Source organism: Dermabacter jinjuensis, assembly GCF_902381725.1.
GTDB lineage: Bacteria > Actinomycetota > Actinomycetes > Actinomycetales > Dermabacteraceae > Dermabacter > Dermabacter hominis.
This window is the reverse complement of record NZ_LR698963.1, coordinates 382,375-403,707: the sequence shown is the minus strand read 5'-3', so window position 1 is coordinate 403,707 and position 21,333 is coordinate 382,375. Positions and strand designations below refer to the sequence as shown.

Here is a 21,333-nt window from a genome sequence, read left to right as displayed (position 1 = left end):
TTGAGCGGTGATCAGGCGAATTCGCGAAGGTGAGGGGGAAGATCGGCGAGGAGCTTCGCCGCGTACGGCGCGTAATAGGTGAGCACGTGGGCGGCCCCCGCTCGCTTGAACGCGAGGAGAGATTCGAGCACTGCGCGATCTCGGTCAAGCCAGCCGTTCTCGCACGCCGCCTCGATCATCGCGTACTCGCCAGAAACCTGGTAGGTGCCAACGGGAACGGGGCTCGCAGCCGCAACGTCAGCAAGCACGTCGAGATAGGGGAGCCCGGGCTTGACCATGATCATGTCGGCGCCTTCGCCCAGGTCGAGCTCGAGCTCGCGAAGCGCCTCGCGCCCGTTCGCAGGATCCTGCTGGTAAGTCTTGCGATCGCCCGTCAGTGACGAATCGACGGCTTCGCGGAACGGCCCGTAGAACGCGGAGGCGTACTTTGCGGTGTAGGCGTAAATCGCGACGTTCGTGAAGCCTTCCGAATCGAGCGCGTCGCGGATAGCGGCAATCTGGCCATCCATCATGCCCGAGGGGGCAACAACGTGGGCACCCGCGCGCGCCTGAGCGAGGGCCATCTCGCGATAGACCTCGAGCGTCGCGTCATTGTCCACGCCACCATCCTGGTCGAGGACTCCGCAGTGGCCGTGATCCGTGAATTCATCGAGGCACAGATCGGCCATCACCAGCAGCGAATCGCCGAGCTCGTCACGCAGGCGCGAGATAGCGACGTTCAGGATCCCGTTCGGGTCGGTTGCGCCGGATCCGACGGCATCCTTCTTCTCGGGGATGCCAAACAGCATGATGCCGCCAAGACCGAGCTCGGCGGCTTCGCGGGCGGCCGTGACGAGGGAATCGAGCGAGTGCTGCCTCACGCCGGGCATCGCCGCGATGGGGCGAGTCTCGCTCGCACCCTCGCGCACGAATGCCGGAAGAATGAAATCGGCGCTGCGCAGGGTCGTCTCGCGATTAAGGCGGCGCATCGCGTCGCTCGCGCGAAGGCGGCGGGGGCGATGGAAGGGGCGCTTCACGGTCATTACTCGGTGTCCTTTCCCAGTACTTCGGCAACGGCTTCAGCGAGCGCGCGATCGCTTGGATCTTTCGCGACCGCTGCAACCGGGAGATTCACGCTGATCGCCGCTTCCTCGCTCGGCTTGCCGATCACGACGAGTTTCGTACTCTCGTGGATCGCGAGCTGTGAGAGAGCGCGCACGATCATGGGGCTCGTCGCGACGACGGCGCTGAAGCCGCCTGCGGCGAGATTGTCGATGACGTCGCGCGGTTGCGGGATCGTCTTGGGGCGGTAGGCGGTCTCGCGCTGGACGTCGTATCCGGCCATGCGGAGCGCGAGCTCGAGCTGCGGCGCGGCAGCGGAACTCACGGGATAGAAGATGCGCTGAGCGAGTCCGTCCCCACCCTGCTGATTGACGGGGAAGACATCGATGAGAGAGGCGGCGCTTCCTTGTGCGATTGTCTCGACCTCGAGGCCCGCTTCGCGCGCGGCAGCTGCCGTCGCTTCGCCGACCGCGGCGGCCTTGAATTCTTGGACGGCGGGAAGCTCCGACCATTCGGGCAATGCTCGAAGCGCCTTGACAGTCGTGACCGACGTGAGAAGGAGCCAATCGAACTCGCCGTGGGCAAGGTCGCTCAGGGCATCGCGCAGGTCGGCGTCCGTTTCGAACGAGAACTCCGTGAACGGAGAATGCACGGCCTCAAAACCGCGAGCGTTGAGCTCCGCGACGAGGCCAGCGCCGCGCCCCTCGGGGCGCGTCACAAGAACGGGTGCTGTCATGCTAGCCACTCCTCAGCAAGTAGATCTCGGGCGCCAGCGGCGAGCATGTCCTCCGCAAGCGCCCTGCCCGCGGCCTCGGCCGAGGCCGCCGTCACCGGTGTATCCGTGCGGCTTTCGCGAACAAGATGCGTGTTTCGACCGTATACCCCGGCCTTGAGAACGAGTCGATTATCGTCCGTGACCTCGGCGAATGCGGCGACCGGCGCAGAGCACCCCGCCTCGAGCGCGCGCAAGAGAGTGCGCTCGGCGATGGTCGCGAACCGGGTCGGACGGTGATCGAGCGCGTCGAGCGCGCGAGCGAGGTCGCTTTCGCGGTCGAGATCCTCGCGAACCTCAACCGCGAGCGCCCCCTGCGCGGGCGCGGGCAGAAACTGCCACGGATCAAACGATTCGGCGATGCGGTCCTCAAACCCGAGCCTATGCAGGCCCGCCGCGGCGAGAACAACCGCATCGAGCTCTCCCCGCTCGGCATACGCCATACGTGTCTCGATGTTGCCGCGGATCGGAACCACCTCGAGATCGGGCCTCGCGAGCATGAGCTGCGCTGCGCGTCGCGGGCTCCCGGTGCCCACGCGGCCGCCCCGAGGGATCGCGTCGAGGCTCGCAACCCCAGCGCGAGTGAGGAGAGCATCGGCGGGGTTTTCTCGCACGGGAACCGCCGCGAGGCGGATCCCGTCGGCTGGCAGCGTGGGAAGGTCCTTGAGCGAATGGACGACGACGTCGACCTCGCCGGCAAGAAGAGCCTCGCGGACGGCGGAGACGAACACGCCGGTGCCGCCGATGCGCGTGAGCGGGCTCGTGCGGTCGCGATCCCCGTGAGTGGAGACGTTGACGAGCTGGAAACCGTCGGAATCTCCCTCGCCCCCTGCTACCAACTGACGCGCAACCCACGCGGACTGCGTGCGAGCGAGCGCGGAGGCGCGAGTGCCGAGCCGCATCATGCGAACGTGCCTTCCGGGGTGCGCACGAGGCAGCACTCGAGTCCGCAGTCACCGGTGCGCTTCTCGTTCTCGAGCGCTCCGGGAAGGTCGATCACGGCTCGGCGTTCAAAGCCGGGCGTGACAGCTTCCTGAACGAGGTCGGCGAGGGCGCCGATAAAGCGGTCGTCGCTGCCCGAGGTCGCCACTCGCACAAAGGCGAGGCCCTTGTTTTCGGCGGTTTCCTTCGCCTCGGTGTCGAGGTCCCACACGACTTCGACGTGATCGGTCACGAACCCGATCGGCACGACAACGACAGCGGAGCGAGCTTCGAGCTCGTCGATGACGTCGTTGATATCCGGCTCGAGCCACGGCACGTGCGGCGCACCCGAACGCGACTGATAAACGAGCTGATAGTTTTCGGGGGTTTGCTCGGCCCCGAGATCCTCACGCACGCGGGCCATGACGTACTCGATCGCTGCTTCGTGCTGAGCGACGTACCAGCCGCCCGAGCCCTTCTCCCACGAACTCTTCGGGCCCGACACATCCGCCATCGTCGTCGGAATCGAGTGCGTCGAGAAGAGGATCTCGATCGCTTCGGGCTCGTGTCCGTTTGCGCGGTGCGCCTCCAGGGCGCTCTTCACGCCGTCGACGACGGGCTCGAGGAATCCCGGATGGTTGTAGTACACGCGGGCCTTATCGATCGCGAGCGTCCCCATCAGCCCGGTCTCGTCGAGGGCTTTGCGGAAATCCTCGTGGTACTGGTGGCAACTCGAGTAGCTCGAGTACGCGCTCGTCACGAGACCCACGACTTTCGTGTGACCATCGTTGTGCATGTCGCGGACGGTATCGGCGACGTAGGGCTCCCAGTTGCGGTTGCCCCAGTACACGGGAAGGTCGATGCGGCGGCGCTTCAACTCTGCTTCGAGACGCGCGATGAGGGCGCGATTTTGCTCGTTGATCGGGCTCTTCCCGCCGAGCGCGCGGTAGTGGGTCGCGACCTCTTCGAGGCGCTCATCGGGGATGCCGCGCCCGCGCGTAACATTGCGCAGGAACGGGATCACGTCCTCGTGTTTTTCGGGCCCGCCGAACGAGGAGAAGAGCACTGCCGTGTAGGCGCCGCCGTTCTCGGTCACTGCCGCCTCGGTCACAGAAGCACCTCCACGACCTCGTCGAGCTCGGCGATGCGGTGGCCCGTGTGGAAGGGGAGCTCTTCGCGCACGTGCAGGCGTGCCTTCGTGTAGCGCAGGTGGCGCATCATGTCGACGAGCTCCGGGAGGGTGTCGGCCTCAAAGCTCAGGAGCCACTCGTAGTCGCCGAGCGCAAAGGCTGCGGTGGTGTTGCCCCACACGTTCGGGTATTCGCGGCCGTACATGCCGTGCTCTTTCATCATCTCGCGGCGCTCATCTTCCTCAAGGAGGTACCAGTCGTAGCTGCGCACGAACGGGTACACGGTGATCCAGTCCTTGCGCTCCTTATCGGCCTCCATGAATGCGGGCTTGTGGCTGCGCGAGAATTCGTGGCCGCGGTGCACGCCCATCGCCTGCCATTCCTTCTCGAGGTAGGTGCCGGCGATCGAGTTCTCGAACAGGCGCAGGGCTTCCTGGAGTGCCTCGGGGCGCTCGGAGGCGAGCCACACCATGAGGTCGGCCTCCGCCCGGAAACCGGAAACATCGTAGAAGCCGAGCACCTCGACGTCTGCACCGGCGAGTGAGGCGACGGTACGCTCGAGATCCTCGAGCACCTGTTCGGGGCTCACGATGCCCTCATCGTTCAGCCCGCCGATCTTGCGGTAGACGGAATAGGCGGTGAAACGGATTTCTTCTGTGACGTCCTCGCTCATGAGTGAGTCCTTTCTTAGTTTTGTGCGTTGGTTGTTAGCGCGAGGCGAGCTCGCGTGTGAAACGGGTGATGGCCTCAAGTCCGTTGCCGGCGCGCCACGCGCCGGTCAGCTCGAGGTGGGGGAGGGCGGCGCCCGCTCCCGTATCGCGCTCGAGAGCGTTTGCGAGTGTCTCGAGGGCGGCTGTGTGGCCCGGGCCGGATTGGCGCATCGTGCCGGTCCAGTCGGTGAGGGCCCAGTCAGCAACGGTGAGGTCCGACGCCTGCAGGCCAAAAATCGCGGCCGCATCGTGAATGGCGAGCTCGGGGAACCGTTCGGCCCCTGGCAGGGTGCCGTCGGGGCCCGGGCTGTAGGAGAGCCGCACGACGTTTCGCCCTGGTTTCGAGGCCTCCGAGGCCCGGTGGATGTGCTCCCACTTGGCGCTCGCGTGAGTCAGGGCCTTAGCGCGGATCGAGGTGGCGGCGGGAGCGACGAGGACGCCGTTGCCGCGCGGCTTCGCATTCAATTCTGGGTTATCGAGCACGAGCGTGGCGAGGCGAACCGGGGTTGCAGACGCGAGAGGGATGAGGCTCGCAATGGTGGGTGCGGGTGCACTCAACAGGTGTCGCGCGATTTCGGGTCCCGTGGCGATTACGAGGCTGCGTGCCTTGAACTCGCGCGTGAAAGCTGCCGCTCGGGTCCCGGCAGTCACGGTCCAGGTGCCGTCGGTGCTCGACGCACGCAGTCCAAGCGCGGGGGTCTGGGTGAAGATCTGGCCCCCGTGCTCTTCGATGTCGCGCGCGAGTGCTTTCGGCAGCTCCGCCATCGACGGCGCGAGCGAATGCACCGCAGAACCGGAGCTTGAGCGCACCCCTCGCTTCTCGAGGATCTCCTCGATCGCTTTGCGCGCGCTCCCGAGCGCCTGCACCCTTTCGGGAAGTTTCGGCATGACGGCGCGCAGCTCGAGTTTCTCCGGGTCCGCGGAGTGCACGCCACGAATGATGGGAGCGACGAGGCGCTCGAGGACTTTTCTGCCGTAGCGCGCGGTGACGAATTCTGCGACTGTCACGGACTCTTCCGAGGCGCGAGAGGCGGGAACGAAACGCTCACACCACGCGCGCAGCGCTCCCCAGAACCCGAGGGCCTCACGCACATCCGCGGCGAGTGGGCGGGCGGGCATCCCTAGAACGGCATTGCGCGGGGAGGCGTACGCGTGCGTGTCTCCAACGATGAAGCTCGACCCCGTCGCCGGGGACACGACCTGCTTTTCGAGCCCGAGGTCTTTCACGAGCGAAAGCATGTTCCCGCCGCCGACAGCGAAGGCCTCCGCCCCCGTGTTCGCCTCGATTCCCTCGAGTGTGTGCGACCACACGGCTCCACCAACGTGGTCGCTGGCCTCGAGAAGAACAACAGTGTCGCCGCGCATCGCGCGTTCACGCGCGTAGATAAGCCCAGAAACTCCACCACCGACGACAACGGTGTCAAGCGTGCGCATTGCAGGTACTCCTACTGCTCGTGGATGAAGGCCACGAGATCGGTGAGGACATGCGGGTCCGTTTGAGGGGGTACCCCGTGGCCGAGGTTGACGACGTGCCCGGCAGCGGCGCGGCCCTCGCGCACGATGCGCTCGGCCTCGGTGAAGCGGGCTTTTTCCGAGGAGAACAGGAGGGCCGGGTCGAGGTTTCCCTGCAGGCCCGTGCCCGCCGGGAGGGTTTCAACGGCGGTGGGAATGGGGGTGCGGTGGTCGAGTCCGACGGTTGTCGCACCTGCCTCGAGGATGGCGGTGAGCATGTGCCCCGTGCCAACGCCAAAGTGGGTCCGGGGAACATCGAGGTCCTGGACGTAGGTGAAGGTACGCGTGGAAAAAGGCAGGACGTGGGTGCGGTAGGTGGCTTCGGAGAGAGACCCCGCCCACGAGTCGAAAAGCTGGACAGCGCTCGCACCAGCTTCGATCTGGGCGCGTAGAAACTCGCCCGAGATATCAGCGACCCACTGGGCGAGGCGGCCCCACAATTCGGGCTCGGCGCTCATCAGTGCGCGGGTGCGCAGGTGGTCGCGGCTCGGGCGCCCCTCAACCATGTAGCTCGCGACCGTAAATGGGGCACCGCAGAAACCGATCAGAGGGGTGGAACCGAGTTCCGCGACGGTAAGGCGCACGGCCTCACGAATCGGCTCGAGAGCGGTGCGGTAGACGTCGTCGACCGAGGGGAGCTTGTCAATATCCGCTTTTGAACGCACGGGGTGGGCGAGCACGGGCCCAACACCGGGTTCGATGCTCACGTCGATGCCCGCAAGCTTGAGCGGAACCATGATGTCGGAAAAGAAAATCCCGGCATCGACACCGTGCCTGCGCACCGGTTGAAGTGTGATTTCCGCGGCAAGCTCGGGCATGAGGCAGCTCTCGAGCATGCCGATGCCTTCGCGAACCTTGCGGTATTCGGGTAGGGAGCGCCCCGCCTGGCGCATGAACCACACACTTGGCGGCGCATCAGCAACGGCTGCCCCTCGCCCGGCTAGGCGTTGCACAAGAGCGCTCTCGCGCGGCGAAATCGAAGCTGTCATGGCATCACGTGAACGGTGAGAGAGAAGCAAAGTAGCGTGGTCATCGCCTCTATTGTGCCCGATGTCGATGAGAAAGACGTCCCAGCTGACTTAGGCTAGGTGCATGCTGATTGCCCTGAGAGCGACCCACGACAATCTCGGGCTCGATGGACTCGAGCGCGTCACCCGCGGATCGGTGCAGCTCGATGAACAGCTTGCCGCCCTTAACGAGGGCCACCCCGAACAGCCCCTCACCGGCTGGGTGTGCCTCGCGACGTGCAACAGGCTTGAAATCTACGCGGATGTTGACCTCTTCCACGACGCCATCGATCTCGTCACCCGCGCCGTTCACCACACGAGCGGCCTGCCGCGCGAGGAGGTCGCTCGCATGCTCGTTGTCGATGCCGGCATCATCTCGGCTCGGCACATGTACGAGGTTGCCGCAGGCATGAACTCCCAGGTGCTCGGTGAGGCCGAGATCACCGGCCAAGTACGGGCGAGCTTCACGAACGCCCTCGCTGCCGGGCACACCACCACGCTCCTCAACGACCTGTTTCAGGGGGCGCTGCGCACCGCAAAGCAAGTCACCTCGAAAACCAAGGTTGGAGCCGCCGGGCGAAGCTCCGTCGCGGTCGCCCTCGACTCCGCGCACCTCTTTCGGACCGAGCTCGAGGGGCGCGACGCTCTCCTGATCGGCACCGGTGCCATGGCCCGCGTGGCAAGCGCCGAGCTCCACCTCAGGGGAGTCGGCAGCCTTCACGTGTTTTCCCCCAGCGGCCGCGCCGAACAGTTTGCCGATTCGCACGGTGCCCTGCCGGTAGCGCCCGAGAATCTCGAAGCGACACTCGCAAAGGCCACCGTCGTCATTGCCGCCTCCGGCGGCGGCACGCATTCGATCGACGCTCCCATGCTCGCCCGCGCCCTTGAACAGCGGGCGACGAGCGAAGACCTCGTAATGCTGGACCTCGCGCTTCACAGCGACATCGAGCCCGCAGCGGCAACACTCCCGGGCGTGCGCGTCATCCCGCTCGAATCGATCAGAGCCGGCGAAAGCGGCCACGGCGAGATCACGCGCGCACGCGAACTGATCGACACCGGCGTCGTACGATTCGAAGAACGCCAGCAGATCCGCGCCGTCGACCCCGCCGTGAGCGCCCTGCGCCGAAGCGTCAAGGAGATGATCGTTCTCGAAGTGGACGAGGTGCGCCGAACCTCCGGCGAAGCCGCAGCCGAACAGGTGCAACGCTCGCTGGGGCGCGTCTACAACAAGTTCCTTCATTCCCCGATGGTGCGCGCGCAAGAGCTCGCCAAGACCGGCCAGGCTCATCAGTTCCTCGAAGCCGTCCACACAATTTTCGGGGTGGACGTCTCGGGAACACTAAGCGTCGATGGGACCGGGGCGCCGTCGGAACCGACCGCGCCCACAACAGACGGCCTCGAACGTCCGCCGATGACCGTTGCCACGATGGAGAACATGCGCCGCGAACTGGACGCGACGCAAGCCGCCGAGGCGCGGCAGGCCGCTCAGTCCACGACGCAGGGAGACCAGTATGTTTGACGACCGCGTTGAGATGAGCGAGGGTGCGAGCGAGCGCCTGCGCGCACTCCTGAGCGAGACGGCCGCCGCTTCAAGCGCGAGCGCCTTCGCGTCGCTTCCCGCGCTCCTCGTCCATGGGGACGACACCCCCGAGGTGATCCATGCGCGCATCGACCTGGCGCTCCTGTGTGCCGCCGAGGGGCTGCTCGATAGCGCCCTCTACCAGATCGACGAGCTCACCAAGGACGCCCGCCGCGTGCGGGACCTCTCCGGTGATGAGTCGATAGTCGAGCGCGCGGATGCGGCGCGCGACGCGATCGAAAACGCGGCGTAGCTACCAGGCGAACCCTTCGTTCGACAGCTGGTCATCCACGATGCCGGCCATTGTCGCTGCGTAGGTGGCGGTCACGTGGCGCTCGTCAAGGAACACGTATGTGTTCCCGATGATCGGTTTGCACTGTGCGTCGGGGCAGATGCTCTGGTTCAGGTCGAGAGCGAAAAACCCACCGTTTGCGATAGCTTCTCCGTCAGGCCGGTCCGAGATTATCGAGGGATCGATCTCCTCAACGCAGTTTTCGCTCGGGGCTTCCGCGTGCTCGATTGCGCACGACGAGAGATTGGTCTTGAGTCGCGGAATGTCTCGCGTGGCGATAACCGCGATCCCCGCGTCCCGCAATTTCGCCGCGATGTCGAGAGCGCCCTGATTGACGACTTCATCGCCGTTTTCATCAACGTAAGTCGTTTGAAGGGCAACCGCCGAAGGGTGAAGTGAGAGCAGGTAAGCCGTTGCCTGCGTCGTGAACGGCTCACACCGGTCGTGGTTATTCATTCCAACTGCGCAGCCAGGCGCGGTAAGTTCCATGACGTCCCAGCCGTGTTTGTGTGCAGTGGGGAGAATTGCGGCGGAAGTTTGCTCCATGCGCGAATTTCCCATGACTACGAGCATGTTGTTGCCCGTGATTCGACCTTGACGCGAAGTGTTGCACGAGGCGCCCTTCCATTCTTTGGTATCGGGTGCCCCCTCTTTTTGACAGGGCGGTCCCGCATCAAACCAGTCATTGGGAAGGTCCGCTTCGGTTGGCAAAATCGTGACATTAGGGTCGTTTGTAGGGTCGTAGAGATTTTCGTCGTTGAGTACCTCTGCACCGGGGTTGTTGATCTCGGCGGCAAGTTCAAGCTTCTTTGCCTTTGCGTCGAGAACACTTTGCGCGATGACTACGGGGGTCAGACCAATAGCTACAGTCACCAGCGCGACCGCGACCGACCTGTGGGTCTTGGCGCCAGCCCACTTCCACCGTCGGAATGGGGTGTCCACGAATTTCGTGATGAGCCACGCGAGCGCGAGGCTCGCGATCACGAGGACTACACCTAGCCAGAACGGCGCCTTGGGAATCTCGAGAACTTGTAGCGTCAGCACGAGCAGCGGCCAGTGGGCGAGGTAGAGCCCGTACGAAATGCCCCCAAGCTTCTGGAGGGGCTTTGAGCTGAGGATGGGGTTGTAGCCCATCACCATGATGAATGCTGCTGCCGAGAGTGGCCAGATCGCAAGCCACCCGGGAAATTTCCCGGCGACGTCCACGAGCATTCCCATCGAGACGAGCGCGAGAACGCCCAGCATTGACAAGGCGAACCGCCACGGCCGCCCTTTCGGGCTGTTGGGGTGGAGCGTGTCGGTGCGTTCGGCGATCAGGGGGAGAGCGATTGCCACGAGCCCGCCGAGGCCGAATTCCCAGAAGCGGGCGAACGTGTCAAAGTAGGCGGTTTGCTGGTCCGCGGAAGTTTCAATCACCGACCAAATGAAACTTGCGAGAGTAATGGCGCCGATCGCGATGCCACTTGTGCCCCACACGCGGATGTTGTGCTGGTGCTGGCTCTTTGGCGGGAAACGCCTCTCCCATGCCTTGAGGACAAGTGCCAAAAGAGCGAACAGCAGCGGCCAGGCAAGGAACACCTGCCCCTGGATGGAGAGCGACCAGAAGTGTTGGAACGGGCTAGCGGCAGTGCGGTCGGCAGCGTAATAATCGGTTGCCTGATTGATCAGCCACCAGTTCTCACCCTGAATGAGAGTGAAGAACGCATCCTTGAGCATCGGTACGTACGAACTTGGCGGCAAGAAGATGTAGGTTGCTGCCAAGATTGCGAAGGTCACGACGACCGTTGGTGGAAGTAGCCGCTTAAACGTCCTGCCCCAATACCCAACGGCAGCGATGGGCTTTCCGGTCTCCATACGGCGCACGAATGTTCCGGTGAGGAAGTAAGCGGAGATGAAGAGGAAAACGTCAACTCCGCCGGAAACGCGCCCCACGAAAACGTGGTAGATCACAACGAGGAAGACCGCGAGCCCTCTGAGCCCGTGGACGTCAGTTCGAAAGACTCGCTGTTCCTTCGGGAGGTCAGCTCGATGCGTGGGAGATGACGTTGCGGTATTAGACATGAACACGTTTCGGTAGGGAGTGGGGCTGCCCGCTTGAGATCACGGGGTGAAGAGGACCTCGGGGGAGAGGACCGCCTTTGCGGCCAGGTACAGATCATACGGGTCTGAGACCGCTGTGAGTTCGCGGCACGAGTGCATTGAGAGGATCGGAACACCGACATCGACCGTCGTCATGCCGAGACGTGTCGCGGTGATGGGGCCGATCGTCGAGCCGCACGGCATGGAATTGTTGGATACAAATTCCTGGTATTGGATGCCGGCATGGGCGCATGCACGAGCCCAAAATGCGGCGCCGTGAGCGTCGGTAGCATAGCGCTGGTCGGCGTTGATTTTCAGGATGGGGCCCCGTCCAGCAACGGGCTGGTTGGCCGGGTCGTGACGTTCGGGGTAATTCGGGTGGATCGAATGTCCGACATCTGACGAGACCACGATCGAGCGGTTGAATGCGCGCCTGCGTTCTTCATCATTTGCGCCGAGTGCGGCGTAAAGCCGGGCGAGAACGTCCTCGAGGAACGGGCCGGCAGCTCCGGATCGACTCGCTGAGCCGACCTCCTCGTGATCGTTGGCAACGAAAAGCGCAATCGGCGCGTCGTCGCGGCTTTTATGCTCAGCCATTGCGCGCATGCCGGCGAAGGTCGAAAGGAGATTGTCGAGCCGTGCGCTCGCGAGGAACTCCTTGCGTGCGCCGATGAGTTGCGGCTCCTGGGCATCGACAGTCACGATGTCGTATCCAGCGATGTCCTGTGGGTTTACGCCTGCAGTGGCGGCGAGATCGGCCAGCACGTCGTGCTCAGCGCCCTCCGCAAGCCCCGTGATGGGTTGAAGGTGTTTTTGAGGGTCGAGCTTGAGCCCTTCGCGATTCACCGCCCGATCTAGATGGACGGCAAGTTGCGGAACTCGAAGGTATGGTCCCGTGTGGACGAGGGCTTCTTCACCGTTCGTGAGAACGACGCGGCCGGCCAGTTTGAGGTCGCGATCAAGGAATGAATTGAACAGCGCCCCGCCGTATACCTCGACACCAACTTGAGTGAAACCGTGCGCGGCGATCGAGCTTTTGGGTTTGAGTTTGAGCGCCGGGGAATCGGTGTGGGCGCCAAAAATCCGCAGAGGCGTCGTTTCGGTTGCGCCCGAGGGAATATCGAAAGCGATCACCGAACCGTCGCGACGCACGAGGTATCGGCTACCACGAGCGATGCCGGCCCAATCCTCGCCTTCACTAAGTTCGGTGAACCCCGCGTCAACCAGGGATTCGCTTACGGTTGCCACAGCGTGAAACGAGCTCGGAGACTGGGTCACGAACTGTCCGAGCTCGGTGGCAAAAACAGTTGCGGCTTCAATGTTGTGGGCGGTCAAGGTTGAACTCCTTGGAGGTGGTAGGCGTGCCGGCACGGCCGAGGGTGCACAAGGCACATCGCGTCACGCATGCGGCTCTCCGGTAGACTCGCCGTCGTGCAAAAGAGTCAGCAGAATCCAGCCCCGCGCACCTCTATTATCATGCCAGTTTACGGCACCGAGGCTACGGTGGTGCGTGCGATTGAGTCTGTGCAAGCCCAGACGGATAGCGACTGGGAACTGATCATTGTGAACGACTGCAGTCCGGATAACGCCCGAAGCGTCATCCTTGACTACCTTGGTACGTGCGGTGATGAACGAATCAGGTTTATCGAGAACGAGAAGAACTTGACTCTTCCTGGCGCGCGCAATGTTGGAATTCGTGAGTCTCGTGGAGAATGGCTAGCGTTCCTAGACTCCGATGATGCGTACCGCCCGACCTTCCTTGAGCGCATGCATGAGGCTGCTTCGTCTGACGTTGATATCGTCACTTGCGCGCACACCGTTGTCGGCCTTGATGGGCAGCCAAAGCGAGATCGACTTAAAGGCGACCCGGGAATTTACGCTGGAAAGCAAGCGCAGGATCTGTTGCTCATCGATCGGTTCTCGCAGTATGCGTGGGACAAAATTTTCCGTAGATCTGCGGTTGTTGAGGCAGAGTTTCCGATCATTAACCGTCTCGAGGATGCCGGCTACACTGCGAAGGTTCTCGGATTGGCGCGAAACGTCCGTGTAATCGATGACGCGCTTCATCTCTACACTGTGAACGAGAATTCGATTACCTGGAGTTCGGTGCCGCCAATGGGTGAGTCAGCCAAGTTTCTTGACTATCTGCGGGATGTCCTCAAGAACCAGCGGGGCTCTGGCGACGTTGAGCCTGGTTATTCGACGTGCTGGGTCAATACCTACCTCAATGCAGGACACGCAGCGCTGCGCCTCCTTGAAGGTAGCGAGCAGCAGAGGTACATGAAGGAGCTCAGACAGAGGTTGAACTTCGCAGCGATCGCGAGAACCACAAGAAAACGCCCAACGTTTGCGGTAGCTGCGATGCTCATGAAGGTGAGTCCTCGACTGTATGGTTCGTTATATTCCACTTATGCGCGAAAACAGTATGGTGTTTCTCAAGAATCATGACTCGCAAGAAGGAATGAACTTTCTTTGGTTAAATTCAGACCGTAAAACATTTCTGTAGGTACTAGGGTCTTTTGGGTCCTGGATTTCCAGGTCGAGAAATTGTTCTTCTTGATAACAAGGTGTGGTGACGACGGTGAATAGTCCGCGAACCTCGATAATTATGCCCGTTTACAAAACGGGGCCGAGCGTTCTTCCCGCAATTGCCTCTGTTCAATCCCAGACGGACGAGGATTGGGAGCTAGTAGTAGTGGTTGACGCTTCTCCAGATGATGCACTTGAGAAGATCATGCAACATCTCCATGACATGCCGGATGCTCGTGTGAAGGTCATCGTGTTCGAGGAAAACCGTGGCGTGTCGGCAGCGCGAAATGCGGGGCTGAGTAATGCTGCTGGAGAGTGGGTTGCGTTTCTTGATTCAGATGACACTTATGAGCCTACCTTCCTCGCAGATCTCCACGAACTAGCTCGAGTAGCGAACGCGGATATTGTGTCGTGCGGGCATAAAGTTATTGGTGCTGACGGGGGGCAAAAGCTTCGGGAGCCTGTGGAACTGGGGGGGTGTACGGGTTTGCATGCGGCCACAAAAATGCTTAGTGGTTCGTTCACGCCATTCCTGTGGGACAAGCTGTTTAGCTCTCGCATTATTGAGGGGCTTCGGTTTTCGGAAGAGATTCATCGCGCTGAGGACGCGCTCTTTGTGCTTCAAGCGCTTATGAACGCGCGGCGAGTTAGCGTCATCGAAAACCCGCTTTATCGCTACTCGATTGATGCGGGAGGGCTCACGTGGGGGAGAGTAACCCCGGTTGCCGAAAGTGACCGTCTGATCGCGCTCATGGCGGATGCTACACGCACACGTGTAGATGCTCCGCAGCTACACGATGCGCTGACTGTCTCGAAGGTCCTGACTTACCTCAACAATGCTCAACAGGTACTCGTAGCTGCGCCGGACTCTTCCGGTACCGCACTCAAGGAAATCCGCCAGCGAATCTCCTTTCGCGAAGCGCTGACCTGCCTCAAAGTGCGCCCAGTGTTCGGTGCCGCAGCGCTACTACTCAAAGTTTCGCCGTCTCTCTACAGAATTCTCTACGGGGCCTATATTAAACGCCGCTATGGCGTAAACATGCGTTCGGTCTAACTCGCTGCTAGATCCAAGCTATGGGCGTTGCCGGACGCCCTCTTCATCGCTGCCAGATGCGTCAAAAACCCTGCCGCAGGCCCGCAATACAAGGCGACAAGAACCTTCGGGATAATGCCGACCGGCACCGCAAAAAGTAGGACCGTCGTCACGAGAGCAGCAATGACCCAGCCAGTGAGATAGATCCGGTGAAGATCGAGGGCGAGCACAGCGGTCCCAGACAGTACCAAGAGGGCCATGATCGCAGAACCGAACGTAAGCGCCGCGAGCACAGGACCGTTGGCGACCGAAAGATAAGCGGCTTCTGCCTCTGCTTTCGGTGGATAGATCAGAAGGAAAAGCCAAGGACCCAAAAAGAACGCGGCAAGCGCCCCGGCAGCACCAACACCAAGCAGCGCGCCAGCCGGACGAGCGAACGCCGCAAGCGGGCGGTGGCGCTGGCGCAAAAACGCCGCGATAGCGACACCCTGAAATGCCTGGAGCGGAATCATGATCGGAGACCGGCAAATCGACACGGCTAGGATCAGTGCCCCCATGACGAGGAACGTATGCGAACCCGTAGGTGCATCTTCGCTCGCGTTGAGAATGACCGGGAACCCAGTCATCAAGACAGCCGAAGCCGTGGACGACCCCATAGCGATGAAGACATTTCGCATGAGCCTGCCATAAGGGACATCAGCGCGCGCACGAATGATCTTTCGCGTGCCCGGATGCACCGCTGCCAGCGCGACCCACAACAGAATTGGCGAGATCGCCGCCGCCTCCATCCCAAGCAGCGAAGCAGCGAGGAGAGAGACAGCCGCGAGCGCGGCGAGGCGCCAAAGCGCTTCCCCACCACCAAAAATAGAAAAAAGGAGCCACTTCTGAGAACCCGCAGCCGCCCCACTAAACGCAGCATGAAACGCATACAGTGCGACTCCTAGCGCCAAGAGCGCGACCGATGCGGTGGTGTTTGTTGGCAGTGTGGATTTTCCCCACAACGGGGAAGTAGCTATCGTCGCGATCGCGCATAGACCGCCGACCGTTGCCGCTGCCAAAACGACAGGAGCTCCATCGGTTGATTGTGAAAGGCGCGCGGCTCCTACTGCACGAGTGACTTCCTGCTGAATTCCGGCAACGACACCAAAAATCCCAAACTGCACCGACCAAAACAGGAGGAACTCGGTGACTTCGGCCGGTTCGAGATACCGGTTCGCGAGCCATGTGGCCAGGAGAGCGGAGACTGCTGCGCACGCTGACGCGACCAGAATTGCGGCAGAATCACGCTTCGTGACAGTGGGAGTGTCGCTCTTACTTGACGGCATGCGTGGCGAGGTTCTTGACGCCCTGCCACTTTTTAGCCAAAGCGGCCTTCGGCAAGAGCCTAAGAGCGTGAAGTCGCGACGAAAGGTGTACTCGCGCTGCTCGTGCGGCCTTAGGCCAGCCCTTCGCGGTCATCTCATCAGCCATCTGGTTAAAGAACGCCCGCTCCTCGTCGAAGCGGGTACCTTCGAGGGCGCGCCACGACGAATCCGAACCGCCATGACGGCGATACATGAAAGCAACCGTCGGATCGTAGAACAGGCCACCGTTATGCATAGCGACATCAAGCACGAGAGCTGCATCCTGAACAACGTTCAGGCCCTTACGGAAGCCGATCTTGGTGATCGTACTTGCCTTCCACCCAAGCGAGGGGAAGTAGAGCCAGTTGCCACGCAGAATTGACGTGGCGAGCTCCTCGCCGCGCAGCACCACAGCCGTCGACGGGCGGTAATGGTCTTTTACTCGCTCCACGAGAGTGTTCGAGAGAGCATTGTGCTCATCGATCACCACACAGCCGGGCTGGAAAATTTCGGCGTCGGGGTTCGCAGACGCAGCTTCAACGAGCCAGTCAATATAGTTCGGGAGCATCACGTCGTCGGCACCCATGACCGTCACCAGGTCATTTTCCACGAAGCTCAAGGCCTTTGTGTAGTTCCCGTTCGCACCGAGGTTCTTCTCGTTGCGCATGTAGGTAATGCGGGAATCGTCGAGGGACTCGAACCAGCCGGGGATCGAGTCATCAGGGTAGCCATCGTCAACGACAACCAGTCGCCAGTCGGGGTTGGTCTGCCCAATGATCGAGCGGACTGCCTGCTTCATCAGCGCGACATCACCGTAGAAAGGGAACAGAATGTCAACTGTCATGTTCGACTCCAAAATGTTGTGAAGACAAAAATTCGTAGGGTGTATCAGGCATTGCAGCCGGTCACTTTATAGAGGGATGCGTTGCCGTTCTGAAGAACGAGCTCGAGTTTTTTGGCCTTCTCCAGATGCTGCAGGCCAGGATAGGCGGCGTAGGTGAAGTCAATCTCGGGACCGGAGAAGTACATGACATGAGTGTAACCGCCCGCTTTGAGGGCCTCGCACACGATTGGATCGGTATCGATTTCGTTCAGGTGTTTGACGAGGTACACGTCAGCGCGGGACTCATACGCCAATAAGTGACGCGTGGAAATGTTGACGCCGGAGAACGCGTACGAAAGGGCTTCACCGCGCCATGGATTCGCAAAGATTTTATCGTTCGGCCCCACGACTCCCGGGAGTTGAGTCATAAAAACCAGCTCTTGTCGGTTGACCGAGTTGGTTCTTGCTCCGAGGGTGTAGGTTTTTTCGACTCGATCAATGAACGAGTCCATCATCGGGTTCGCCTGCGAGGTGGTGACGAGAACGGCAGCAACGACCGCCGCGAGGCCGGTGCGTCGTAAGGGAGTGCGAGCGATGACCCGCGAAGTTCTCGCGATCCACTTGCATGCGTATCCCACGCCAATAGCGGCAGCGGGAATGAGGAAGAGCCCCATCTGCGCATACAGGCGAGGAACATCCGAATACCACACTCCAACGAGGGCGCGGCGGCCGGGACCCATAGGCCACGAAGCGGCGACAACCCAGAGGAAGGCCGAAACTGCCCAAAGCATAAGGGGGAGGTAGAACCGAGTCCGGAGCGCGCCAACAATCGCGAGCACTGTCAAGATTAAGGCGATGTGTTGGGGGATTCCGTTGACAGTGTTATGGATAAGGGTTGAACCTACCGCACCGACGGTATCAGTGATGGGGCCCCAGGTTTCGGCGGCCTCACCGGGCGGGCGAATTTTGATCCATGCAATCACGGTGATCGCCCCCAATAGTAGGGCGGTCCCGGAAAGCAATAGGGTTGGCCGCAAGGGACGACGGTTCACGGCAAAACGCACGCCTAAGTAGACGGCTATGAGTGTTGACCCCACGAGCATCATGAGTGCTGCTGTCGGGTGGGCGAACGCAGCCCCGGCAGAACCCAGCGCACCGATGCCAAAGACCTGGATTTTTGACATATTGAGACGCTTCGCCTGCCCTACAAGAGCCAGAAAGGGAACGTAGAGAGAGGGGAGCAGGCAGTAGCCCAGAAGATTCGGGTAGAGAACACCATGCTCCACGAACGTCAGAGGAAATGCCGGAAGAGCGGCGAGCACGACTCCGGTTGGCAAGAGCGTGTAACGCAGCAAGTTTCCAGGGGTGAGAACGTATACGAGGGCCATCATCGAAACTGGCCAAATGACGCACACGGTGGCGATGATCGTGGCATTGGTCAGGAGCGAGACGTGGTGGACGCCGGTGGTGAGGCCGATGAGTGAGGCAATGCCATGCCAGGCCGCAGGATAAAAGTGCGATGCCCAGCTTGCAGATGTCATCGCCTGCGCGTCGAGGCTCGAAGCATTGTGATGCTCCAGAATCCACCGCACTTCATTGAGGTGGAAGACCGCATCGAACGCCTGCGAAAAAGCGTAGGGAGTGCCGAGGATGTTCCTCACGTGGCGGAGCATGAGCGCGAACGATCCCACGATTGTGATGAGCGCGAGGATAGGTGGAGACAGCAGGCGGGTGCGCCAAGAGGCTCGAACCTTACGTCGGCTCGTCACGGGAATTCCCCGTTTCTTCTGCAGGAGAAGACGGAGGCCAAAGCCGCTTAGAGCGCACACGACGGTAAGGAGACCAACGGGGAGGGGGCCCCAGCCTATGCCGGCGAACGGCGCAAGAATTGCGGCGGCAACAATGAGTCCTACGGATGAAAGCGGGCTCAGCAAAAAGGCGGTGATACGGCGGCATCCGAGCGCGATGTTCACGAGAAAACCTGGCATGGTCACCCACAGGCACGCGACGATCGCGGGGAGCAGGAGTGGTTGCCAGGTCATGAGCCGCCTCGGATAGTGAATGTTAACGAACTGCGGGGCAAAGCCCACGCACGAGCGTACATGCTACAGGCAGCATTAATCCGTCAGCTCGAGGGTGACGTGTGTTGCTTGGGCAGAATCTATGGCCTGCTACCGTCGGCCCCTGATCCTCCCGTGTTTGATCCGAGCCGGATTCCGAGTTGCTCGAATCTGGCCGATACCTCCTTCGCGATCCCGCTTGTGAAGACGCGAGTGAGGTGGTTGTCGTCCATGTACACGTAGGCGTTGCCTTGAATGGGGGCGCAGTGCCCGTCCGGGCAGATCAGGTCGCTGATATCCATGCGGAAAACCCTGGCCCCGCCCGCGCCGCTCATGTTGTCGAGCACCTCGCTCGGGTCGGTCGATGCGAGCTTGGTGCTGAGGTCGGCGCCGCATGCTTGATCGGCGAGCTCCGGGGTGCCGCCTGCGTCAATAACGGCTTCGGCGCACGTGTAGAGGCTCGTGGGCCAGCGCGGCGCATCGCGGACGGCGAGAACGTTGACGCCTTTGTCGAGGACAGCCTGGATGCCTTCGCGAGTGCCCGGTGGGACGGTTTCCTCCGTCCCGGTCGGGGTCGCCGCGGTCGATGTCATGAGTACGAGATCGGGGTGGTGTGTATCGATGGCTTTCATGACCTGGTCGAAGTACCCCTTGCAGTATTCGCCGTCACCCAGCATGGAGTCTTCGCGGAATGGGCACGCGTTCTTGGTGAAGTTGATGATCTGCCAGTTCTTGGCCTTCGCTTCGTCGAGGATTGTGGGGATGAACTGGCGTGAGTGAGACGAGCCGACGACGAGTACGGTTGCGCTGGCTTTGGAGCCGAGCGGCCGGAGGGTTTCACACGGAATGTCCTTCGTGGCGACGAGCACTCCCGAGGGGTCATCGCACAGGTGTGGAAGGTTCGGCCACTGGCCGTCCAGCTCGAAGCCCTTCGGGCTAAGGGTATTCGGGTTGAAGGTCGCCGTGAGGGCGTTCGAGTTCTCGGTTGCACCGGCGGTGATGGGGGCCGACGTTTGCTGGCTCGCGAGGTAGCCACGGAGCCCGAGAGCGCCGCCAAGAACGAGCGCGAGGCACGTACCGATCACCGTGAGGGAGCGCCACCAGGGGGCGGTCTTCCACGCGGGCTTGCGGAAGCGTGAATCGACGATCGTCGAGAGGACCCACGCGAGGGCCATGCTCCCGAGGATGACGATGAGGCCGTCGAGGGCGCCTGCGCGCTTTTGCCCGGAGTGGGCGAGCCACAGGATGAGGATCGGCCAATGGACGAGGTAGAGGCTGTAGGAACTCGACGCGAGTGCCCGCGGCAGCTTCATCGTGAGAACGCGGTCGAATCCCCACGAGGTTCCGGAATAGCCGGCGATGATGATGAGGCCCGCGCCTGTGAGCGGCCACAGGGCGATCCAGCCGGGGAAGAGCCCCTGGACGTTGAGCACGATCCCAAGCGACACGAGCAGGGCGAAGCCGGCCCAACCGGCGAGTGCGCGCAGCGTGCGGTGGCGGGGTGCCTCGGGCGATCCGGGGCGGGCGGACCCGAGCAGACGATCGAGGGTGGGAAGGGCGAGCGCGAGCAGTGTTCCGCACGCGACCTCCCACGCGCGCGCGGGCGTGGAGAAGTAGGCTGCCGACTGGTGCGTTGCCGTGTAGTAGATAGAAAAGACGAATGACGCGGCCGCGATCACGGAGAAGAATCCGAAGGCTACGCGGCGCGGATGCGCGCTCTTTCTCGCGGCAAATTTAGCGGCGATGAACAGGAGCGGCCACGTGAGAAACACCTGCCCTTGGAGCGAGAGTGACCAGAAGTGCTGCAGCGGCGAGGCAGTCGAGGCATCAAGCGCGTAGTAGTCAACGCTCGTGATCGACAACCAAATATTTTGGACGTAGGTCGCGGACGCAATCGCGTGCGAGATCACGGTTTGCCACGAGGATTCGGGCAGGATCAGGAAGCTGCCGAGGAGCGTACCGAGGATTGCGATGGTTGCGGGCGGCATGAGCCTCGTGAAGGTCCGCAGCCAGTACCGCACCGGCCCGAAGGGCTTGCGTGCATCGAGACGCCGCGCAAACGAGGAACCGAGGAGAAACGCGGAGATGAAAAGAAAGACGTCGACCCCACCAGAGACGCGCCCGAGCCACACGTGGTAGATCACGATCATGAGCACGCTGACGGCGCGAAGGCCCTCGATTTCGGGGCGGAAGTGCGAGGGCTTGGACGCGTTCGCGGGAGTGGTCTGGGGGCGAGTGTCAGGGGCGGGGGAGTCCGACGCCTGCTCGGCAACCTGGGGTTCCTGGTACCACACGAACGGCTCGCCGGTGTCTTCGGCGGCGCCCCACGCGGCGATGTCTTCGCTTTCGCGCTCTTCGGCCTCCTGCACCCACGAGAAGTCGTCGAGGGGCTCGAGCGCGGATTCTTGCGCGTCTTGAACGAAATCCTCAAGCGAGAAGCTGGGGGCGTCTTCGCCCGGTGAATGGGCACGGTGCCCGCGTGCGTTCGCCATGTGCCCTTCC

General features: G+C 62.0%; 17 protein-coding genes. 4 read left to right on the top strand and 13 right to left on the bottom strand.

What is annotated here, in order from left to right:
- Positions 1–11: 11 nt before the first annotated feature.
- Genes hemB through hemE form a run of 7 tightly spaced genes read right to left on the bottom strand, consistent with a single transcriptional unit; the run spans position 12 to position 7,075 of the window.
- Complete coding sequence (gene hemB / locus FXY94_RS01935; protein ID WP_016663331.1) at positions 12–1,022, bottom strand: porphobilinogen synthase; 1,011 nt, start codon at positions 1,020–1,022, stop codon at positions 12–14.
- A complete protein-coding gene (locus FXY94_RS01930; RefSeq protein ID WP_016663330.1) occupies positions 1,022–1,777 on the bottom strand; it encodes a uroporphyrinogen-III synthase in 756 nt (251 codons plus the stop codon). Before FXY94_RS01930 ends, hemB begins: the two co-directional genes overlap by 1 nt.
- A complete protein-coding gene (gene hemC, locus FXY94_RS01925) occupies positions 1,774–2,718 on the bottom strand; it encodes a hydroxymethylbilane synthase (RefSeq protein ID WP_016663329.1) in 945 nt (314 codons plus the stop codon). Before hemC ends, FXY94_RS01930 begins: the two co-directional genes overlap by 4 nt.
- Complete coding sequence (locus tag FXY94_RS01920) at positions 2,715–3,845, bottom strand: ferrochelatase (RefSeq protein WP_016663328.1); 1,131 nt, start codon at positions 3,843–3,845, stop codon at positions 2,715–2,717. Before FXY94_RS01920 ends, hemC begins: the two co-directional genes overlap by 4 nt.
- On the bottom strand, positions 3,842–4,537 hold the full coding sequence (hemQ, locus tag FXY94_RS01915; RefSeq protein WP_016663327.1) for a hydrogen peroxide-dependent heme synthase: 696 nt from the start codon (positions 4,535–4,537) through the stop codon (positions 3,842–3,844). The genes FXY94_RS01920 and hemQ overlap by 4 nt, the downstream gene beginning before the upstream one ends.
- A 34-nt stretch (positions 4,538–4,571) precedes the next feature.
- Positions 4,572–6,008, bottom strand: a complete 1,437-nt coding sequence (gene hemG / locus FXY94_RS01910) for a protoporphyrinogen oxidase (RefSeq protein WP_016663326.1) — start codon at positions 6,006–6,008, stop codon at positions 4,572–4,574.
- 11 nt (positions 6,009–6,019) lie between these two features.
- Positions 6,020–7,075, bottom strand: coding sequence for a uroporphyrinogen decarboxylase (gene hemE / locus FXY94_RS01905; RefSeq protein ID WP_016663325.1), 1,056 nt, complete (start codon positions 7,073–7,075; stop codon positions 6,020–6,022).
- A 103-nt stretch (positions 7,076–7,178) separates the two neighbouring features.
- On the opposite strand from hemE, the gene FXY94_RS01900 reads away from it, so the two are divergent.
- Positions 7,179–8,612: a glutamyl-tRNA reductase gene (locus tag FXY94_RS01900; protein ID WP_016663324.1), complete on the top strand. Its 1,434-nt coding sequence runs from the start codon at positions 7,179–7,181 to the stop codon at positions 8,610–8,612.
- The gene (locus tag FXY94_RS01895; protein ID WP_016663323.1) at positions 8,605–8,925 is read left to right on the top strand and encodes a hypothetical protein; all 321 of its coding nucleotides are present in this window, start codon (positions 8,605–8,607) and stop codon (positions 8,923–8,925) included. The genes FXY94_RS01900 and FXY94_RS01895 overlap by 8 nt, the downstream gene beginning before the upstream one ends.
- On the opposite strand, the gene FXY94_RS01890 is transcribed toward FXY94_RS01895, so the two are convergent.
- Entirely contained in the window at positions 8,926–11,025 is a 2,100-nt protein-coding gene (locus tag FXY94_RS01890; RefSeq protein WP_016663322.1) for an acyltransferase family protein, read from the bottom strand.
- Between the two features lie 39 nt (positions 11,026–11,064).
- The gene (locus FXY94_RS01885) at positions 11,065–12,378 is read right to left on the bottom strand and encodes a M18 family aminopeptidase (RefSeq protein ID WP_016663321.1); all 1,314 of its coding nucleotides are present in this window, start codon (positions 12,376–12,378) and stop codon (positions 11,065–11,067) included.
- Positions 12,379–12,474: 96 nt separating this feature from the next.
- Between FXY94_RS01885 and FXY94_RS01880 the strand changes: the two genes are divergently transcribed.
- Together FXY94_RS01880 and FXY94_RS01875 are read left to right on the top strand one after the other, a co-directional pair.
- The gene (locus FXY94_RS01880; protein ID WP_168161666.1) at positions 12,475–13,491 is read left to right on the top strand and encodes a glycosyltransferase family 2 protein; all 1,017 of its coding nucleotides are present in this window, start codon (positions 12,475–12,477) and stop codon (positions 13,489–13,491) included.
- Positions 13,492–13,612: 121 nt separating this feature from the next.
- On the top strand, positions 13,613–14,626 hold the full coding sequence (locus FXY94_RS01875) for a glycosyltransferase family 2 protein (RefSeq protein WP_332067295.1): 1,014 nt from the start codon (positions 13,613–13,615) through the stop codon (positions 14,624–14,626).
- Here the strand turns inward: FXY94_RS01875 and FXY94_RS01870 are convergent.
- The 4 genes from FXY94_RS01870 to FXY94_RS01855 form a co-directional block, all read right to left on the bottom strand.
- Positions 14,623–15,930, bottom strand: coding sequence for a hypothetical protein (locus FXY94_RS01870; RefSeq protein WP_016663318.1), 1,308 nt, complete (start codon positions 15,928–15,930; stop codon positions 14,623–14,625). The two genes, FXY94_RS01875 and FXY94_RS01870, sit on opposite strands and share 4 nt — an antisense overlap.
- Entirely contained in the window at positions 15,917–16,792 is an 876-nt protein-coding gene (locus FXY94_RS01865; RefSeq protein ID WP_016663317.1) for a glycosyltransferase family 2 protein, read from the bottom strand. Before FXY94_RS01865 ends, FXY94_RS01870 begins: the two co-directional genes overlap by 14 nt.
- A gap of 44 nt (positions 16,793–16,836) precedes the next feature.
- A complete protein-coding gene (locus tag FXY94_RS01860) occupies positions 16,837–18,813 on the bottom strand; it encodes a DUF6541 family protein (RefSeq protein WP_016663316.1) in 1,977 nt (658 codons plus the stop codon).
- Between the two features lie 119 nt (positions 18,814–18,932).
- Positions 18,933–21,323: an acyltransferase family protein gene (locus tag FXY94_RS01855; RefSeq protein WP_016663315.1), complete on the bottom strand. Its 2,391-nt coding sequence runs from the start codon at positions 21,321–21,323 to the stop codon at positions 18,933–18,935.
- Positions 21,324–21,333: the final 10 nt, after the last annotated feature.

What these genes read in the sequence shown, in the direction of transcription:
- hemB (WP_016663331.1), bottom strand. Translation starts at nt 1,022, where the DNA reads ATGACCGTGAAGCGCCCCTTCCATCGCCCCCGCCGCCTTCGCGCGAGC.
- FXY94_RS01930 (WP_016663330.1), bottom strand. Translation starts at nt 1,777, where the DNA reads ATGACAGCACCCGTTCTTGTGACGCGCCCCGAGGGGCGCGGCGCTGGC.
- hemC (WP_016663329.1), bottom strand. Translation starts at nt 2,718, where the DNA reads ATGATGCGGCTCGGCACTCGCGCCTCCGCGCTCGCTCGCACGCAGTCC.
- hemQ (WP_016663327.1), bottom strand. Translation starts at nt 4,537, where the DNA reads ATGAGCGAGGACGTCACAGAAGAAATCCGTTTCACCGCCTATTCCGTC.
- hemG (WP_016663326.1), bottom strand. Translation starts at nt 6,008, where the DNA reads ATGCGCACGCTTGACACCGTTGTCGTCGGTGGTGGAGTTTCTGGGCTT.
- hemE (WP_016663325.1), bottom strand. Translation starts at nt 7,075, where the DNA reads ATGACAGCTTCGATTTCGCCGCGCGAGAGCGCTCTTGTGCAACGCCTA.
- FXY94_RS01900 (WP_016663324.1), top strand. Translation starts at nt 7,179, where the DNA reads ATGCTGATTGCCCTGAGAGCGACCCACGACAATCTCGGGCTCGATGGA.
- FXY94_RS01895 (WP_016663323.1), top strand. Translation starts at nt 8,605, where the DNA reads ATGTTTGACGACCGCGTTGAGATGAGCGAGGGTGCGAGCGAGCGCCTG.
- FXY94_RS01890 (WP_016663322.1), bottom strand. Translation starts at nt 11,025, where the DNA reads ATGTCTAATACCGCAACGTCATCTCCCACGCATCGAGCTGACCTCCCG.
- FXY94_RS01870 (WP_016663318.1), bottom strand. Translation starts at nt 15,930, where the DNA reads ATGCCGTCAAGTAAGAGCGACACTCCCACTGTCACGAAGCGTGATTCT.
- FXY94_RS01865 (WP_016663317.1), bottom strand. Translation starts at nt 16,792, where the DNA reads ATGACAGTTGACATTCTGTTCCCTTTCTACGGTGATGTCGCGCTGATG.
- FXY94_RS01860 (WP_016663316.1), bottom strand. Translation starts at nt 18,813, where the DNA reads ATGACCTGGCAACCACTCCTGCTCCCCGCGATCGTCGCGTGCCTGTGG.
- FXY94_RS01855 (WP_016663315.1), bottom strand. Translation starts at nt 21,323, where the DNA reads ATGGCGAACGCACGCGGGCACCGTGCCCATTCACCGGGCGAAGACGCC.